The organism is Microcoleus sp. bin48.metabat.b7b8b9.023, assembly GCF_013299185.1.
GTDB lineage: Bacteria > Cyanobacteriota > Cyanobacteriia > Cyanobacteriales > Microcoleaceae > Microcoleus.
The window spans coordinates 26,974-44,997 of the sequence record NZ_JAAFKG010000021.1 but is presented as its reverse complement, the minus strand read 5'-3'; the positions used below and the strand labels follow the sequence as shown (position 1 = coordinate 44,997).

The 18,024-nt window shown below is 45.4% G+C and carries 14 protein-coding genes; 5 read left to right on the top strand and 9 right to left on the bottom strand.

The genetic code is table 11. The annotated features are described in order from the left end of the window. Nucleotides 1-523: 523 nt before the first annotated feature. The 6 genes from QZW82_RS14140 to QZW82_RS14115 all read right to left on the bottom strand — a co-directional run bounded on the left by QZW82_RS14140 (nt 524) and on the right by QZW82_RS14115 (nt 7,800). Complete coding sequence (locus tag QZW82_RS14140) at nt 524-1,819, bottom strand: ABC transporter substrate-binding protein (RefSeq protein WP_293149138.1); 1,296 nt, start codon at nt 1,817-1,819, stop codon at nt 524-526. Between the two features lie 320 nt (nt 1,820-2,139). Then, nucleotides 2,140-2,265 (bottom strand): hypothetical protein, encoded by a 126-nt coding sequence (locus QZW82_RS14135; RefSeq protein WP_293149137.1) that lies wholly within the window; start codon nt 2,263-2,265, stop codon nt 2,140-2,142. A gap of 245 nt (nt 2,266-2,510) precedes the next feature. Continuing rightward, nucleotides 2,511-3,905, bottom strand: coding sequence for a DUF4912 domain-containing protein (locus tag QZW82_RS14130; protein WP_293149135.1), 1,395 nt, complete (start codon nt 3,903-3,905; stop codon nt 2,511-2,513). An 84-nt stretch (nt 3,906-3,989) separates the two neighbouring features. Continuing rightward, entirely contained in the window at nt 3,990-4,271 is a 282-nt protein-coding gene (locus QZW82_RS14125) for a hypothetical protein (protein ID WP_293149133.1), read from the bottom strand. A gap of 390 nt (nt 4,272-4,661) precedes the next feature. After that, nucleotides 4,662-6,383, bottom strand: a complete 1,722-nt coding sequence (locus tag QZW82_RS14120; protein WP_293149131.1) for a tetratricopeptide repeat protein — start codon at nt 6,381-6,383, stop codon at nt 4,662-4,664. Beyond that, entirely contained in the window at nt 6,340-7,800 is a 1,461-nt protein-coding gene (locus tag QZW82_RS14115; RefSeq protein WP_293149129.1) for a P-loop NTPase fold protein, read from the bottom strand. Before QZW82_RS14115 ends, QZW82_RS14120 begins: the two co-directional genes overlap by 44 nt. A gap of 151 nt (nt 7,801-7,951) precedes the next feature. Here QZW82_RS14115 and QZW82_RS14110 point away from each other — a divergent pair, with 151 nt between their 5' ends. Then, nucleotides 7,952-8,527 carry a Uma2 family endonuclease gene (locus tag QZW82_RS14110; protein WP_293149127.1) on the top strand — a complete coding sequence of 192 codons (576 nt, stop codon included), beginning with the start codon at nt 7,952-7,954 and terminating at the stop codon, nt 8,525-8,527. 414 nt (nt 8,528-8,941) lie between these two features. Then, nucleotides 8,942-10,501: a cysteine--tRNA ligase gene (gene cysS, locus QZW82_RS14105; RefSeq protein ID WP_293149126.1), complete on the top strand. Its 1,560-nt coding sequence runs from the start codon at nt 8,942-8,944 to the stop codon at nt 10,499-10,501. Nucleotides 10,502-10,733: 232 nt separating this feature from the next. Here the strand turns inward: cysS and QZW82_RS14100 are convergent, their stop codons facing one another. Together QZW82_RS14100 and QZW82_RS14095 are read right to left on the bottom strand one after the other, a co-directional pair. Next, nucleotides 10,734-11,687 (bottom strand): alpha/beta hydrolase, encoded by a 954-nt coding sequence (locus QZW82_RS14100; RefSeq protein ID WP_293149124.1) that lies wholly within the window; start codon nt 11,685-11,687, stop codon nt 10,734-10,736. Between the two features lie 175 nt (nt 11,688-11,862). Beyond that, on the bottom strand, nt 11,863-12,117 hold the full coding sequence (locus QZW82_RS14095; RefSeq protein ID WP_293149122.1) for a helix-turn-helix transcriptional regulator: 255 nt from the start codon (nt 12,115-12,117) through the stop codon (nt 11,863-11,865). A gap of 82 nt (nt 12,118-12,199) precedes the next feature. On the opposite strand from QZW82_RS14095, the gene QZW82_RS14090 reads away from it, so the two are divergent. Further along, entirely contained in the window at nt 12,200-13,327 is a 1,128-nt protein-coding gene (locus tag QZW82_RS14090) for an AI-2E family transporter (protein WP_293149120.1), read from the top strand. A 565-nt stretch (nt 13,328-13,892) separates the two neighbouring features. Here QZW82_RS14090 and QZW82_RS14085 read toward each other — a convergent pair. After that, a complete protein-coding gene (locus QZW82_RS14085; RefSeq protein ID WP_293149118.1) occupies nt 13,893-14,810 on the bottom strand; it encodes an OmpA family protein in 918 nt (305 codons plus the stop codon). Nucleotides 14,811-15,148: 338 nt separating this feature from the next. Here QZW82_RS14085 and QZW82_RS14080 point away from each other — a divergent pair, with 338 nt between their 5' ends. Together QZW82_RS14080 and QZW82_RS14075 are read left to right on the top strand one after the other, a co-directional pair. Further along, nucleotides 15,149-15,823, top strand: a complete 675-nt coding sequence (locus QZW82_RS14080; protein ID WP_293149116.1) for a hypothetical protein — start codon at nt 15,149-15,151, stop codon at nt 15,821-15,823. An 8-nt stretch (nt 15,824-15,831) separates the two neighbouring features. After that, on the top strand, nt 15,832-17,910 hold the full coding sequence (locus tag QZW82_RS14075) for an abortive infection protein (protein WP_293149114.1): 2,079 nt from the start codon (nt 15,832-15,834) through the stop codon (nt 17,908-17,910). Nucleotides 17,911-18,024 lie beyond the last annotated feature (114 nt).

Here is an 18,024-nt window from a genome sequence, read left to right as displayed (position 1 = left end):
CCGGTTCGTAATAAGGACTTTAGTCCTAAGGTTCGTAATAAGGACTTTAGTCCTAAGGTTCGTAATAAGGACTTTAGTCCTAAGGTTCGTAGTAAGGACTTTAGTCCTCATTTCTTCAAAAATTGAGGACTGAAGTCCTCACTACGAACCAAATAAGAAAGTTTTTTTAAGGACTGAAGTCCTCACTACGAACCAAATAAGGAAGTTTTTTTAAGGACTGAAGTCCTCACTACGAACCAAATAAGGAAGTTTTTTAAGGACTGAAGTCCTCACTACGAACCAAATAAGGAAGTTTTTTAAGGACTGAAGTCCTCACTACGAACCAAATAAGGAAGTTTTTTTAAGGACTGAAGTCCTCACTACGAACCAAATAAGGAAGTTTTTTAAGGACTGAAGTCCTCACTACGAACCAAATAAGGAAGTTTTTTAAGGACTGAAGTCCTCACTACGAACCAAATAAGGAAGTTTTTTTAAGGACTGAAGTCCTCACTACGAACCAGCTTTATCAAGCTTTGGGTTGTTTCTAACTTCCTAATAAATTGCGAGTTTCACTAGCCGCCGCTTTCATTGCTTGTGTCGCAGTCATTTTCCCGGTAAAAGCTGAACTCAAATAGCGCTGCAAAATATCAGAAGCTTGAGCGTATTGTGCTATGGGCGGGCGCAAAGCTGGTTTTTCAACTACTTTTAGGAGTTGCGGGTAGTGTGGATATTTTGCGACTATTTCTTTGTCAGTAAATAGGGATTTGTAACTGGGAACTAAACCTGTTTCTAAAATGAATTTGCGCTGGGTTTCCTCGCTGGTGAGGTATTTAATTGCTTTCCAGGCTTGTTCTGGATGTTTTGAGGTTTTGGATATTCCCCAGCCCCAGCCGCCCAAGCAGGAACCGCCTGTTTTACCGATACTGCTGAGCATTGGCTCGATCGCAATTTTGCCTCTCACTTTAGATCCCTCGGCGTTTGCTAGCTTCCAAACATAGGGCCAGTTTCGCAAAAACAGCGCTTTGCCGTTTTGAAACAACAGCCTGGTTTCTTCTTCGCCGTAGGTAGTAACACCCGGTGGAGAGATGCCAGAGGCGATCGTATTTTTGAGAAATTCCACTGCTTTAATAGCCTCGGGTTTATCTAACCCAACTTCAAAAGTTTGAGGGTTAGCCCAGAAGCCGCCGAAACCCGAGAGCACTTCGACAAACATCGCAGATACTCCTTCGTATTGTTTACCTTGCCACAGATAACCCCAAGTTGCTTTTCCTTGTTGCTGTAAGTTTTGAGAGATTTTTACCATCTCTTCAAAATTTTTAGGTGCAGGAATTCCGGCTTGTTTTAAAATGTCTTTGCGGTAATAAAGCATTCCGGCATCCGAAGCATGGGGAATTCGGTAAAGTTTGCCCCGATACCGCCCACCTTCAACGTTACCGGGGATGAATTTTGCAAGTTGTTCGGGGGGAATTTTGTCGGTTAAATCCCTTACCCAACCTGCGGCGGCAAATTTGGGAACCCAAACGATATCCATGTTGATGATGTCGTAGGGCGATTCGCCTAAAAGAAAGGCAGATGTGTAAAGATTTTCGACGAGGTTTGTGTCAAATGGCCCTTCGACGAGGTTGATGCGAATGTCGCGGTTTTTCTGTTCAAATTCTTTGACAAACGGTTTCCAGTTGAGAATGTCTTGGCCTTGCATTAACATTGTCAGCACAACTGGCTGCTGAGTCAGTGCGGGCAGAATAAATAACAGCAAGACGGCGGCTAATGTGACAGCGAATAAGGCTACAAGACGGGGACGCTTTTGCCTTCGCTGGGGCGGGGAATTTATTTTTGGCATTGGCTTTTGAGATATGGCTGTGCGATCGCCTTACTGATCTCATAACTCGCTTTCTTTCGTTTTGCGGGATTTACCGAGTTTGTGCAATGAAAATTTAAGTAAACTTTAGCTTACTTAATAATTGTTGAATGAAAAGTACAAATTTTGAGATTACAAGTTCGATCGCAAGTTAAGCAAACATCTATCTACAGATAGATATTGAGATGAGTGTCTAATATCGTTGTCGCTGGTATTTGACATGGGCATGATTCAATCGTTGGGGGGGTGCGTGAGTCATAGTCTCGAAGTGTCGATTTAAAGATTTCTCGCCCTCACGCACCCTACAAATAAATCATTCTTCTTCCTTCTTCCTTCCTTCTTCCTTCTTCCTTCCTTCTTCCTTCTTCCTTCCTTCTTCTTTCTTCTTTCTTCCTTCTTCCTTCTCCCTTCTTCCTGATGACTGACATCCGTTACATCCGTTACATCCGTTACATCCGTTACACAATCCGTTGCCGAACTTCCTTCTTCCTTCTTTTTTCTAAATACAAAAAACACCGCTCCTCAAAATAGGAGAACGGTGTATAGGGGGTGTTATGGGTTGTTGTCTGAAACTAACCCTAACAAATCGCCATTTGCTCCGGGTAGGCCTTGTGATGGTTAAAAAATTGGCACAAACCCAAACACCTACCGGGATCGCGATCGACATTTAGGATTAGCCCAACCATTCCACAACAGAATCTTCCTTAGTATTGGTGCGACGTTCAGGGGTTTCGCGCTCGAATTTCATGTGGACAGCGCGGTTTTGTTCGCCGTCTGCTGCTACTGCAAAAATCGGATAGTCGATCAAGCCGTCTTGGAAAGACATCTGGAACCGGAAAGTGCCGTCAGCATTCAGTTTGATTGGTTGTCCGCCTACATAAACGGTGGCGTCTGGTTCGGTGGCGCCGTAGACGATCAATTCAGCATCAGCAACTAACCAGAATTGGCGGGGGCGCATCGGGGCGGCAAAGCCAACTCCCGACATACCGACACCGGAGGACATACCGAAACCGGACATCGTGAGGCCAGACATTCCGACACCGGACATCGTGAGGCCCGACATACCCACACCTGAGGCAGTCAGGCCGGACATACCCACACCTGAGGCAGTCAGGCCGGACATACCCACACCTGACGCGGTGAGGGCAGAGATTCCGGCCCCAGCCCACATTCCGACACCGGAGGGGAATACGTAGGAACTCAAAGCTTGTTCGTGGATTGCGGATTGCTGGATCGAACCTGCAACGTGCTGCATGGAACCGAACATCGAACCTGCTACGCGCATCGATTCTGCCGATTCTGCCATGCCGAAGATTTGTTCGTAGATGGCGTTGCCGGTGCTGTAACCGCCGTTGGTGGCTTTTGCCATTTTCTTGGCTGGGGGAACCAGTTCGGCGAAGGTTTGGCCGCGCAAGTCTTCTTCCCAGTCGAGGGTGATGAATTGGTCTTCAATCCAGTCACTAGGATAGATGGGCGGGACGCGGACTTCTGCCGATCGCGCCAACACCAACCAACGGCCGTCTGCACAGCGGTAGCCGATGTCGATCGCATAATCGCGATCGCTAACGGGGATTGGCACGTACCATTCCCGCGCCAGTTCGTCGCAGGGATATTCTTGAATGCTGTGGGGGCTTTGGATGTCGAGGTTAACATCTGTAACGTCGTAGATCCGGAGGGCGAGTTGCTGTCCACCTTGGCGGCGCAATTCTTCTTTGCGATCGTTGGGGATATCCCAGTAGGTGTAAGCCCATTCTGGATCGCGGGGCATCAAAACAACCCGGCTTTCACCGTAACCGTTGGGCAAATCTGCTAAACCTTCATCTACAGACGACAACGAACCGCCTGTTCTATCTTCTTGACCTAGTTCAAACTTTGCTGCTTCCACTGCTTCTTGTGCCTCTAGTTTGCGAGATGGACTGTATGAAAACTTGTTGCGCTGAATTTCTTGAATTGATGCCAGAAGTTGCGATTTCCGCATCCGGCTGTAGCGAGAGACTCCACATTCGCTAGCAACTCTGCGGAGTTGTCGCAAAGTCATCTCTTCTAATGGTGGGCGTTCTTTTGCCATGAGTTTGTTCTCCACTAATTTGGATGGCGGGTTAGATTTTTCGATTCAACACTAATGTGTTGATTTTTTGAGTTAGAAACTCTTTTAAATACAAGTACGATCGAGCTTCTTAATCTCTCCAACCTTTGAAGCCTTGCTAGTTTTTAGCTTGTCTTGTCCCCAATTGCGATCGGGGTTTTTGACTTGGGGGCTTCTGCGCGCACCGTCCGATCTAAATAAAGCTTTATCTATCGATTCTTGATTTACAAACAAGATCGATTTTGCGAGTGCGATCGGTGCTGCTAGCAACGCTGTGCCGGCAGCACACGCGCTATCTGACTCCCAAAGTTGCTCAATCGAAGAATTTCTTTGGGATCGCTTTGTCATGACTTAATGTTGCAGACAATTCCCAGTCTGGTCAAGGGGTCTTTTGCCTGAATCATGGGTACTTATACGCATTTTCGTGATTTTGGGGATCAATATGTCAGGGAATCTTGATATACTAGAGCGCTAGGGGATCGGTATTGAGACTAATGTCATGATTTAATGACATATGCTGAGACGGCTTTGGAGGGTGGGTTTGGAGGGTGGCCAGAAACCCGGTTTCTGCGAGATTTTACGCATCCTCACGAGATATAGCGGTTTTGAGAAAGATGAGGTACGTTGTTGGGCTTTAGCCCTCTTAGTGGAACTGGTGATATAACCTGTCAGTCATATCTCATCTTTTTGAGAAAGGCTATATTCGCGAGAAACCCGGTTTCTAAATCCCGCGCAAACTTACGATCGATCTCCAGCCATCTGCTGAATCCTAGAAATAATGCGTTTCACTGTCTCCGCATCGGGCGATCGCAAATGCTGTAAAATCTCCAAAGATTGCTGTAAATAATTCAAAGCTTCGTCAAAATCTCCCTTCTCATCTGCTAACAACTGTCCAAGCATTGCAAAAGTAGCAGCTTTCCCTTGAAAATCGCCAATTTTTTCCTCAAGTTCGAGTGATTGTTGATAAAATGCGATCGCTTGTTCTACTTCCCCTTGATTCGCATAGATTATGGCTAGATTGTGCAAAGTAGCAGCTTTCCCTTGAACATCGCCAATTTTTTCCTTAAGTTCGAGTGATTGTTGATAAAATGCGATCGCTTGTTCTACTTCCCCTTGATTCGCATAGATTATGGCTAGATTGTGCAAAGTAGCAGCTTTCCCTTGAACATTGCCAATTTTTTCCTTAAGTTCGAGTGATTGTTGATAAAATGCGATCGCCTGTTCTACTTCTCCTTTATTCGCATAGATTCCTGCTAGTTGGTGTAAAGTAGCAGCTTTCCCTTGAACATCGCCAATTTTTTCCTTAAGTTCGAGTGATTGTTGATAAAATGCGATCGCCTTTTCTACTTCTCCTTGATTCGCATAGATTATTGCTAGATTGTGCAAAGTAGCTGCTTTCCCTTGAACATCGCCAATTTTTTCCTTAAGTTCGAGTGATTGTTGATAAAATGCGATCGCATTTTCTACTTCCCCTTGATTGGCATAGATTCCTGCTAGTTGGTGCAAAGTAGCTGCTTTCATCTTAATATCGCCAATGCGTTCAAAGATTTCCATAGCTTGCGTTTCGAGAGTGATTGCTTTTTCAATTTCCCCTAAATTGCGCTCAATAATTGCTAATTCATGCAAAGTATTTGCCTTGATATCCCCTAAATCTTCATCATCCTTCGCCAAATCTAACGCTTGTTCTAGATGATACTTTGCTGCTTTATATTCACTCCGACTGCGATAAGCAATTCCCAAATCATTCAAAACCCTAATCCGAGTCTTCAAATCCCCTGGAGTTTCCTCGCGCCCATTCGAGGGAGCATATTCAATCAATAACCGTTTCAATAAATCAATCCGTTCCTGCTTTTCTGGAACCTCACAATTGCTAATTCCTTTGCTAGCATCTAGAGTTTGAGAAATCGCATCATCTCTAGTATTTGCCGGAGTTTTGAACACAAAAGTTCCCGAATTCCAGGCCCAGAAATCCGGCGCATAAGTAGCAACACGCGTAATCGCATAATCTGGCAAACAAAACAGCATTAGATGCGGCACCATCACCGGATAAGCATCTCGCACCCAATTAAAATCCACCAACATCGGCGGATATTCCCCCGTCATCCCGATCGCATTTTCCACCCCCCGCACAATGAAAATCAACTTCTTGTCTGGTTGAACCTTAACTGTTGGCAAAACCTTCAGAATTTCATCCAACAAAAAGCGCATCTCAGGATCGGGAAAATCCCAAATCTCAAACTGCATCTCTTGACAATCGGGATGACTAATTAAAGCCTGAATAATTGCATCTCTATCCCCAGCAAAATTACAGTCAATAAATCCCAAATCAAAGGCATCGTCGGGAACAATATCGACAAACGTCAGCAATTGGTCAAAAGACTCTTGATTGAATTCAATTATCCTTTGCTGATGTAATTCAGGGATTTCCTTGGATTGATGCCAGGGCTTGTTGGAAAGCATAACTTTGTTTTACGAGTGGGTTGACATAATTCCACCGACTACTTCCGTTGTATTCCAAAACGGAAAGATTGAATAACAACTTTTGTCCCATTGCATCTTTAGCAATATCTTTTTTGATGCAAACTTGCGCTAAAGTTGTATAATATTCAGGCGTAGGAGTAGACCTTTCAAAGTCAAATTGCTGTTGCTTCAAAGCATAAGTGACATCTTCAGCCAAAATTTTAGGGTGTTTGCGAGTTGTAGCTGTCAGACAAGCCGATCGAGTTATCTGCATCAATTGTCGCACATGACCACCACTGGCTTTTACCAATTGTAGCAACTGTTCTCGATCGGCAAATATAGCAGCAACATCAATCCGCTGTTCAATTAAACTAGCAACTCCATCTAATTTTTGCTGATTATGATCTAGATCGCATTCACTGCGGTTAAATTCATAAATATTGACCATTGGCACTATATTGAGATTGCTTTCAAACAAATTGCTAATATTTTTGTCTGAATAAATTACCGAAATAGGTACTGTATAAATAATTGTAGAGGCTAGCCCTTGAAGTTGACTATTATAATCAAAAAACAAATGATTGCCAACCTCTGGATTAACGCGATCCAAGTTGTCAACAATTAGCAAAAATCCTTTCTCATAGCGGTCTGGATATTTGCGTCTCAGCTTATCAAAAGCATCTTTAAACAACAGATTAATATCTGTCAACAATCTGGATGTATTGCGTTTAAGAGTTTCACGAATCACCTGTTTTTGTTGGCTAGAACCTCGAATTTGACCGATCAATTTGGCTGTTAGCTTAGAAATAAACGGAATTTCTATACCTCCACTTGCTTCGGTTTCGATGCTGACGGAAGATTGAACAGTTTCTTCTGTTTCTTTAGTGACTTCCTTAAACCACAATTCAAAACTTTTCAAGATTTCTCGATCAAATTTTAACTGTAGTTTAGTTAAATCATCAGCTAATTGTTTGATGAAAAGCAAATATAGATCGGTATATTCAGTATCATTAACATCCAGTTCCAGATCGAACTCTATGTAAATTACCCGATACTCATTTTCCCACCGCGACTGAATCCGTTTTAACTCCGTACTTTTGCCACATCCTCGATGCCCCGTAAACAAAATTGTGTCAAATTCCCCTGGATTCTGATACTCCAGTTTAGTGCTGACAAGTTCTATAGCTTCTGTGTTGCGTACTGCCGACAAATCCACATAATATCGGGCCATATCATCGCCCGTCAGAGGCTTGACATCGCAAGCGCGGTAAGCTTCTTTGAGTGTTTTGGCGCGGTTGGCTGGGAGTGAAGTCATCGGATTGCAGATTGTAGATTGTAGATGGAAGCCACAGTTGATTGCGATCGCGGGCGATCGCAATGTGGAGCTTTTCAACCCCAATTCTAACTCATATCTCACAGGATACTCAAAAATCGAAGATTGAGAAACCGGGTTTTTGCCCAAATCTGTGATTCATAGCGAATTATTCTGATAAAAACCCGGTTTCTTCGATCGAAGCGCGTCCAGGACTGACATAGAATAAGTAATAGCCATCGCGAGGCCGCACAGTATGCTCAACAACACCATTACCATTCCCCAAACCTTCAAAGTAACTCACGAACAGTTCCAGCAAATTGCTGCCGTCAACCGTGAGTTAAGGCTAGAGAGAAATGCTACAGGAGAATTAATTGTTATGCCCCCGACAGGAAGCGATACAGGCAAGCGCAACCTAGATATAGAAGGACAAATCTGGCTGTGGAACCGCCAAACTAAGCTGGGAGTAGCATTCAACTCTTCTACCGGTTTTCAATTACCTAACGGGGCCGATCGCTCTCCTGATGCTTCCTGGGTTAAATTAGAACGGTGGCAAGCCCTCACAGCCAAAGAACAAGAAGGTTTTGCTCCCATTTGTCCCGATTTTGTTGTAGAATTGCGCTCTAAATCTGACAACATGGAACCATTGCGAGAAAAAATGCGAGAATACATCGCTAATGGAGCGCGTTTGGGCTGGTTGATCGATCGCAAAAACCAGAAAGTAGAGATATACAGGTGCGATCGAGCTGTCGAAATATTAGCTCATCCTACCACTTTGTCCGGGGAAGATGTATTGCCCGGATTTGTCTTAGATTTAACAGATGTTTGGTAATCTTTCTAAATCCTGGATAATTATCTCTCAGTCGGCGGAGGCAGACTTCGTTTGTATAGCTGCGGTTTCAACCGCCGATTGATACAGTTGCTTTGTCAGGGGAAGATGTATTGCCCGGATTTGTCTTAGATTTAACAGATGTTTGGTAATCCTTCTAAATCTTGGATAATTACCTCTCAGTCGGCGGAGGCAGACTTCGTTTGTATAGCTGCGGTTTCAACCGCCGAGTGAGATCGTGTCCGCTCGATCGACTATAATTAAGATTGGTTCGCCCTATCGGACGAAAGTCTTTACAAACCTGCGGACTAAAGTCCGCACTACAAACTGAATTCTTTAAAATTTGCGGACTAAAGTCCACACTACAAACTAATATAATAAATTAAAGCAGTACATCAATCCCAAATCTCAAATCCCATGTCCCTAACGCTTTACAACAGCTTGACCCGCCGCGAATCACCTTTCGAGCCCATCGAACCCTCAAAGGTGCGGATGTATTGCTGCGGCGTTACGGTGTACGATTACTGCCACGTCGGCCACGCCCGCGCTTACATTGTGTGGGATATGGTGCGCCGATATCTGATGTGGCGGGGATACTCGGTGCGCTACGTACAGAATTTTACCGATATTGATGACAAGATTCTCGATCGCGCCCGCGAAACAAATTCTACAATGGAAGCGGTAGCCGATCGCTTCATCGACGAATATTTTGCCGACATGGACAAACTAAATATTCTCAGGGCCGATGAATATCCCCGCGCCACCCACTCAATCGACGGCATCAAACGGCTGATTCACGAGTTAGAAAACAAAGGTTTTGCCTATGCCAACAGCGGCGACGTTTACTACAGCGTTCGCAAGTTTGACAACTACGGAAAACTTTCCGGCCGCAAGTTGGAAGAAATGGAAGTCGGGGCTAGCGGCAGATTAGAAACCGCCGAAATAGAAGCTCAAAAAAAGCAAGATTCATCAGATTTCGCCCTGTGGAAAGGCGCTAAACCCGGTGAACCTTTTTGGGAATCATCTTGGGGAAAAGGTCGCCCCGGATGGCACATTGAATGTTCGGCGATGGTGCGCGATTGTTTGGGCGAAACTATTGATATTCACTGCGGCGGTTCCGATTTAACTTTTCCGCATCATGAAAACGAAATTGCTCAATCTGAAGCTGCGACGGGTAAGTCTTTGGCTAATTATTGGATGCACAATGCTTTTGTGACTGTCAATGGCAGAAAGATGTCGAAGTCTTTGCACAATTTTATTACTATTCGCGATTTGTTGGAGGGGAATTGGTCGGGTGATTTGGAATCTGACCCCCCCTCAGAGGGCGGGCACGGGGAGGGCGGGCACGGGGGCACCGCCCCTACGAAGGGGGGGAATCAGAATAATGCAAAAGCTGTGGAACCGATGGCGGTGAGGCTGTTTGTGTTTATGGCGCAGTATCGCAGTCAGATAGATTTTACCGAAGAGGCGATCGCATCTGCTCGAAATGGCTGGAATACTATCAACGAAGGCTTGCTTTTTGGACTCCGATATGCCGATAAACTGAGTTGGGATGTTGAGAAAACTGAACAAGATGCCAAAGCTGTAGAGGAATTCCAAGCAGCGATGGACAATGATTTCAATACTCCGGCTGCTTTGGCTGTTTTGTTTGAACTTGCTAAGGAATTGGGTAAGGAAAGCAATATTTTGGTGCATCAGGGCAAAACTGAAACTTTGCCGGAATTGTTGCAGCAAAAGTGGCTGACTTTGATCAGTTTGGCGGGGGTTTTGGGCTTGGAGGTGCAGCCGGAAGCTGACAGCGATGCGGCGGTTGGCGGTTTGAGTGATGCGGAAATTGAGGCGATGATTCAGCAGCGGAAGGATGCCAGGATTGCTAGAAATTTCGCTGAGGGCGATCGTATTCGCAATGAACTTAAGGATAAAGGAATTACTTTGATTGACCAAAAGGATGGTACCACGATTTGGCATCGCGGTTAAAAAACTGGTTCGTAGTGAGGAATTCATTCCTCTTGGACGGACTGAAGTCCGTACTACGAACCTGGAATTTATTCCTCTTGGACGGACTGAAGTCCGTACTACGAACCTGGGTTTGTAGTGAGGAATTCATTCCTCTTGGACGGACTGAAGTCCGTACTACGAACCTGGGTTTGTAGTGAGGAATTCATTCCTCTTGGACGGACTGAAGTCCGTACTACTAACAAATGATTTTTTATTTATTTAACTTATTCGCAAACTCAGCAACCGCCGCTACAAATTCTGAGGTGGATTCGTAGGGTAAAACGTTGCGCCCCGGCATTAATAAACCCTCAGCATTGGCAAAGTTAGCCAAATATTGCGCTAATCTTTCATCGGGTTTTTCTTCCTTACCCGATTGACTGATGCTTGAGGCTTTTTCTCCCATGACAACGAGTGCCGGATTCCTAAACTGTTGAATCGTGCTAGTGTAATCCTGGCGCCAAAAACCAGCTAAAAACGAGAAAACTGCATGACGGCTGTCAGGATTTGCCGCCCCAGCTTGCAAAGCATCCAACCATTCGCTATCAACATTTGCAGCATCGCCAAACAGTTGTTTTCCAGAAAAAGAGCGCAAAAATTTAGCGCGTCTGGCGTATCGATAAAAAGCGTTTCCCAAGGGAGAGTCTAACAAATTCCAGACGATTCTTTGCTCTCTATCTGTCGAATGTTTGTTCATCACCGCCCAAGCTGGAGGCCCGGCGAGGACTAAGGAATGGATTAAATTAGAACCGCTTTTCTGCTGCAATTTGGCTAATTCCAAGGCTACACACAGTAAAGCACCTTGCACGAGGACGATCGCAGGTTTTTTTACTACAGTCTCCAAGAAAAACTGCAACTGTGCCGCCCAATCGCTAGGATAGCAAGCCACAGCGGGCATTTCGGAATCGCCGCAGCCCAAAAGGTCGGGATTGTAAATCGGATTTGTGTTGCCTGATTTGTGCCAACTTTCGCAAAATCTCTGCCAAAAGACTCTTGACAATCCAACTCCTATGGGATGAATTAATAACAATGGGATGCTCTCTTCTGTTGCAGTAGTTGGTTGATAAACATCATAAGCACAGCGATATTTTTGCCATTCGTAAAACAGCGTTGGCGATTTGATAGACGAAATTGCGGGTAAATCTTGAGTTGAATATTGTGGTTGCATAATTAATGTTTGGATTTTTTATTTACTAACCTGCATATTGGGGCGGGCTCTCCCGCCCACCCCACAAGATGTTTAAGAGTTTTCACAATGCAAACCAAACTAAATGTTTTTTAGTTTAGGCTACAACAATGCGAGTTTGAGCTTGGACATTTGGTTGCGACTGGGCAATCCGAATCTATATATTGCTGCCGAGTGCGTTGAGAAAATAAAATAGGCGTTCTCTAGAGAGCTCGGATAATTTACCGCGCATCAATGCTGATATTTTGGATCGATCGATTCCTAAGAGCTTTTCTGCTTCAATTTTGGTTAGTTGGCGTTCCGAGATTAATTCACTGATTGAATGAGCTAGTTCTGCCTTAATCAATAGTTCATCAGAATTGGGGAGTCCTAAGTCAGCAAAGACATTCCCACTGCTTGAATGCACTTTCATAATCTTAATTACACTATTTATATCATATAGTTTATTATGAAATCAAGGGTGACACGATCGGCAACAATATAATTATTTAATCATGTCTGAACAGCGGATTACAATTTCTATACCTAACTTGCTGCTCATTGTAGCATCGTCCTTGGTGCTAGTGCTGCTGTGGCAATTGCGGAGCTTGCTGGTAATTCTGATGATATCAGTGGTGCTGGCTGCTTCGATCGTCCCGATCGTCAATTGGGCCGAAACCATGCGCGTGCCCCGCTGGCTGGCGGTGATTCTGGTTTATTTAACTCTGATTGGCGGATTCAGCGGGACGGTAGTGTTAATCGGGCCGACAGTCATCGAGCAAATAGAGTTACTGGTGCGACAGTTACCAGTTTACGCCGAAAGTCTGGAAATGGTAGCCACTAGCTTAGCCAGTCGCCTCACCGATGATGCACCTGCTTTGGTGAATCAGTTGCTGGATACTCAATCGCTGACAAATTGGCTGATTCGATCGAGCCAACAACTGGTTTTGCGATCGTACAGTTTAACAAGAGGCATTCTCGGCGGCTTCTTCAGCCTAGTTTTAGCATTATTTATTTCCGGCTACATGGTAGCCGACAGCGACACATTAATTAAAAGTTTGGTGCAGTTTTTCCCGAAACCTTGGGATACAAAACTCGCCGCCCAAGCCACGCCCATCGGGCAAAGAATGGGGAGTTACATTCGCGGGCGGGTGTTAGTTTCGGGGATTTTAGGGATATTTATCACCGCAGGTTTGAGCTTTTTGGGGATGCCGGAGTTTGCTTTGGGCTTGGGTGCGATCGCAGGTGTGACAAATCTGATTCCCTTCATTGGCCCGGTTTTGGGCGCAGTACCCGCCTTAATCGTCGCTTTAGCTAAGGGTGGATGGGTGTTGTTGTGGGTATTGCTGCTGTTTGTATTTATCCAAAACTTAGAAACTTACGTACTAGATCCTTTGCTGGTTGGTTCTTCGGTTGGGGTGCATCCATTGTATCAATTGCTGTCTGTCTTGGGAGGCGTACAAGTATTAGGAATTATCGGGGCGGTAATTGTGCCGCCTTGGTTTGCGGGAGTAGCTGCTTTGATTGAAAACTTGTATTTAAAACCGAAGCTGAGGAGCGAATATCGAGAGACAATAAATCAAGCTAAAAATAATTCTGATTTACCGCCTTTGACACCTTCGGCTTCAACAGTTGACAGTTGACAGTTGACAGTTGACAGTTGATAGTTGACAGCTTGTAGGGTGTGTCGCCTGCGATAAATTCCTAACTGAATACCGACAATCTTAGGGCGACGCACCTGATACGACTAATTAAAATTATTTGCACAAACACCAAACTTGTCAAAGGCTTGTTTTCAGAAATATTTGATCGGGTGCGTCGCCCTGAGATTATTGGTTAAATTTACAGATGGTTGCCGGCGACACACCCTACAATAATCCGGTGCGTCGCTCGATTTTTTGTTAATTTTAGAGATGGTTGGCGGCGACACACCCTACAAATAATGTTGCATGATTTTTCCTAAAATTCGGCACAGTGAATTGAAAAAACTAGACAAAATTGCCACAGCCACAAACTCTCTTGAAATTATCTGCGTTCGTCTGTGTTAATCTGCCTTAAATCTGCGGTTGCTTTATCAATCCTAAGTCTAGTATCTACAAGCCCAATGACCTAATGCCCTGTTTGGCCCATGCCCTGTTTGCCCTGTTTGCCCTGTTTGCCCCATGCCCAATGCCCAATGCCCAATGCCCAATGCCCCATGACTAAGGACTAAGGACTAATTGCCACTTCAATGCGACGGTTGCGTTGCCGGTTGATCTCAGAACTATTATCTACCGAAGGGCGACTTTCCCCGTAGCCGATCGCCACCCAATGATACTTCTGCCCGAGCACACCAGACAAATACTGCACCACAGCCTGAGCCCGCGCAAACGACACATTGCGATTGTCAGCCTCTTCCCCCGCGTCGTCAGTGTGCCCTGCAACCCGCACCGTTGCACCCTCGTAACTCCGCAACTCCGCCACCAAATTGTCCAAAATCGCACTGGTGCCCGCCCGCAGAGAAATGCTGCCAGTATTAAATAAAACATCGCTGGGCAAAGTTACCATCAGCCCATCCCCTGCAAATACCGGATTTCTCGGATTCTGTGGCTGCGCGTTACCATCCAGAGGGCTCGGCGCGGGTAAAGCTAAAGGAGGAGTTGTCTCCGTTGGGGTTGCAGCCAATTCCTGCGACATCAACTGCAACCGCTTTTCCAAACTTTCCGTCGGGCGGCTGCTACCCAACTGACTTTCTAAAGCTGCTGTGCGCCCAATTAGCGCGTTGAGCTCGCCTTGCAATTTTCTTAAATCTGCCTGCAATTTCTCTCTCTGGGCGGGATTGACTTTCGACTGGGGAGTTGGTGTAGCGGTTGGTGCCGGAAGCGCTGGAATTGGCGTTGCTGGGGCGCGTTTCGGGCTGGAGGTCAAATTTTGAGTTACGCGCAGCAATCTCTCGGCGATCGGCATTTGGGTGGCGCGTGATGGATAAATTTGGGCGATCGTCATCCCCAAAACCCACGCAAAACCGCTGCCTACTCCCAGCAACAGCAGTCTAAAGATTAGCGACAGTAAAAATAAACCTTTTCCCCGCGACTTGGAGACGCGAGTCGGGGGGATTGAAGGTTTTTCCGTAGAATATCGCGTCATGGTTCCTCCCTCTCGGTACACATATAGCAATCCTAAATCATTTGTGAATTTCTTACTCCCTCCCCTTGGCAAGGGGAGGGTTGGGGTGGGGTAAAATTTTTACGACTCCTGCAAGGATTGCTATACCAGATTAATTTCGATACTATCCTATATATCCAATTTTAGATTTTAGATTTTAGATTTTAGATTGGAGAACAAATCTCAAATCTGAAAAATTAACCCGGTTTCTACAAATCTGGGGTTTGGCGGCACAGCATTTCCGACAGAAACCAAATTTATAATCTCCTGTACCTCAGGCTGAATTTGTTAGATAATAATGTAGAAGTTTTGGCAAAAAAATGATGTCTGACCCTTTAAATAGCCCCTATCCCGTGCCTTGGGAATGGATTAATGAGACTCACGCTAAGGTGAGTTCAAATGCTGGCACAGGTATCCGCTACTATCGGAGTCCTTCCCTAGTTTCAACTAACGGCCAATACGCGGCTTACAGTCGAATTGAATTGCAAGTACAGCCGGAATTGGCCCGCTGTCGGGTTAGCAGCGTGATGTTTGTGGAAAATCTCAAAACTGGGGAACTGCAAACAGTGGCGGCTGCTTCGCCCCTGGCCGAAAGCGGAATGTATGCTAGCGATGACACAGATATGTCCGGGACGATCGCAATTTTAGTGCCTGTTTCTTGGAATCAAGAGGGTTCCCGTGTTCTCGCCCGCGAATTTGAAGCCTTGTTCAACTCTTCCGATATGTCCGACTACGCGGTCATTTGGGATAAAAATGATAATTACACTTATACCGTTGCTCCGGCTCGCAGTCTTTACACCCATGCTGTATTGTTGGGTTGGAGTCAAGTTTGCCCCGGACAAGTTCTGTTCCGTGCCGGTCATTTGGGCGATCGATCTTGGCCTCTTTGTGCCGTCGATATGACTGGCCAAACCGTATCTGTCACCCAAGACAAACCCCTAGTTTTCGGCACTCAAGCCAGCACAGACTGGATCGAACCTAAAACTCGTTTTTAGATATATTTATGGCGGCATATTCTTTGATTTGGCCCAAAATTATTTTACTTTCCGGTCAATCTTTAGAGCAATTTCTTTTGACTCTGGGGCTGACAGCCTTGGCTGTGATTTTTGGTCTCACAGCTTTTATTTTTGTTCGGGTTTTGGTCAATTGGTTGCAGGACAAGCTGGAGGAAAATCGCCATTTTTTGAGTTTTAAATTACGCCCAAAAACGCGACATTCAACTGCCAATATTGCCGCAGGTAAAAACGTTTTTTTAGAACCGCAATTTGTCGAGAACGATCCAAATTATCCGGCGGTTTCTTGGGAACCAGAAAGCGATACTTTAGAAGCGATTGAGCCAGAGATAGTCTGCGAAGATTCAGCAGCAGTTGCCCATCTCTACAACCCGATCGCACTTTGGCACGGGCGCTTGATTTTGCCATCAAACGAACAGCGCCAGATTTATGGATCGGTTTTTTTTGAAGTGATTAATGCACCCAAAAAACATCAAAATTTCATTGGCAAAATAGCATTTTTGAAGTGGAGTACAGACCGCCAAGTACAATTTTTTGTCCACGCCGTCAGTCAAGATATCAGTTTCACCAAACAAACTCAAAAAAGTCAAAAATCAGGCAACATCCATCCAGATAGATTGAACGGCTGGCGCAATGTCGGCCCTTTAGAAACTCTAGCCGGTAGCAGGCGCGAAGACAGCGTGACTGTGATGTTGCGGAGACCGGTGATTGCCATCAACCACAGCAACAGCGACCAGCAAGAACTAATTATCGATCGCGAACCAGTACAAATTATCGGACGTTTCTGTGCCTTAGTCTCAATTTTACAGCGCCCAGAACCCGACAGCGACAAATTTATTGTCCGGCATTTCAGCAAAACATCCCAACAATTTGACGGCGCTGCCGAAATCATTCGGATTCCCCAAGTACAGCCAGACAAAAATGGCATAGCGAGGTCTACCAATCACCAAATCGAACAATCGCCATTCAATCCAGACGGCTGGTACATTTACGGCGCAAGAGACGAAGATAATATTTTTGTAGTCCAAGGAATCGAACCCCGGAAAATTGCCCAATTAATCCCAGATGAAACACATTTCGGGTTACAAAAATCTCTCGCTTATTTAAAAGACCAAAACTGGTTAAATACTAGGGCGCAAAAAGGACAAGCCAAACGAGTATTGTTGGTGCCAAACGATGCTACAGAAAACGATTCAATCTCCCCTTGGGAAGAAGGAGATATCGGTATAGTGATTCATTGTTTCGGCGGTATCGGCGGCAAAAAAGGCGAACCGGTACCGCTGAGAATTGTCACCGGACATTTTGCTTTTGGAGTAGCAAAAGTTGTGCGCGATCGCTTTACCGGCGAACTGCGTTTTGACATAGAATACAAACAAGTTTATGCCCACAATCCAGACGGAATTGTAGCAGGTTCCAGCAAATGGCAAAGTTACATGGGAGACTTGCAGCGCGGCTGGTTGGGCGATCGCCCGGTGTGCGATATCATCTGTAAATTAGACTGCGTGTGTTGCGACTACGACTTTGACGGCATCACCTTGTCACCCTTAACCGAATTCAACCAGCAACTAGATATCATGATGGCGCGCTACCGCAGCGGAGACGGCACCGGCGCCAGTTTAGTCACGCCAGCAACTTCTTGCGTGCAAGATTCCAGTCAGGCAATTTACGCGACAATTAAAAAAATTACTGCGGAAATTGAGTCAAATCCTCAGATTCAAGACTGGCTGAAAACACATCCCACCGCCGCACAAACCGAAAGATTTAACCAGTTAGTAGCTTTAGGAGAGAGTTTAGAAAAAGTATTAATTCCCCTCGGTGTTGTCCGTCCAGATTGGCGCAAAAATGCGAGATTGGCGGGTATTGATTCGGAACTAAAAAAAAGCTTTGTTGCTGGCATCGTGAATTCGTTCAAAGCTGCTATGAGTTACCGAACAATGCTGCCGAGGCGTACCCAAGATGCGATCGCCAAAATCCTCTTAAAACAGGGGGCTTTTTTGTGGATAATTCGCACAAATCAAGTTGGTGGATTCGATCCAGACATTGAGCCGATCGCACCGACAGGTTTGTAGTGAGGACTTCAGTCCTTCTTTCTGCGGACTAAAGTCCTCACTACGAACCTTCACAGCAGGTTTGTAGTGAGGACTTCAGTCCTTCTTTCTGCGGACTAAAGTCCTCACTACGAA

Coding starts and splice junctions, on each gene's coding strand:
- QZW82_RS14100 (WP_293149124.1), bottom strand. CDS start 11,687: ATGCAACCACAATATTCAACTCAAGATTTACCCGCAATTTCGTCTATC.
- QZW82_RS14085 (WP_293149118.1), bottom strand. CDS start 14,810: ATGACGCGATATTCTACGGAAAAACCTTCAATCCCCCCGACTCGCGTC.
- QZW82_RS14125 (WP_293149133.1), bottom strand. CDS start 4,271: ATGACAAAGCGATCCCAAAGAAATTCTTCGATTGAGCAACTTTGGGAG.
- QZW82_RS14135 (WP_293149137.1), bottom strand. CDS start 2,265: ATGTCAGTCATCAGGAAGAAGGGAGAAGGAAGAAGGAAGAAAGAAGAA.
- QZW82_RS14090 (WP_293149120.1), top strand. CDS start 12,200: ATGTCTGAACAGCGGATTACAATTTCTATACCTAACTTGCTGCTCATT.
- QZW82_RS14110 (WP_293149127.1), top strand. CDS start 7,952: ATGCTCAACAACACCATTACCATTCCCCAAACCTTCAAAGTAACTCAC.
- QZW82_RS14080 (WP_293149116.1), top strand. CDS start 15,149: ATGATGTCTGACCCTTTAAATAGCCCCTATCCCGTGCCTTGGGAATGG.
- QZW82_RS14075 (WP_293149114.1), top strand. CDS start 15,832: ATGGCGGCATATTCTTTGATTTGGCCCAAAATTATTTTACTTTCCGGT.
- QZW82_RS14120 (WP_293149131.1), bottom strand. CDS start 6,383: ATGCTTTCCAACAAGCCCTGGCATCAATCCAAGGAAATCCCTGAATTA.
- cysS (WP_293149126.1), top strand. CDS start 8,942: ATGTCCCTAACGCTTTACAACAGCTTGACCCGCCGCGAATCACCTTTC.
- QZW82_RS14095 (WP_293149122.1), bottom strand. CDS start 12,117: ATGAAAGTGCATTCAAGCAGTGGGAATGTCTTTGCTGACTTAGGACTC.
- QZW82_RS14140 (WP_293149138.1), bottom strand. CDS start 1,819: ATGCCAAAAATAAATTCCCCGCCCCAGCGAAGGCAAAAGCGTCCCCGT.
- QZW82_RS14130 (WP_293149135.1), bottom strand. CDS start 3,905: ATGGCAAAAGAACGCCCACCATTAGAAGAGATGACTTTGCGACAACTC.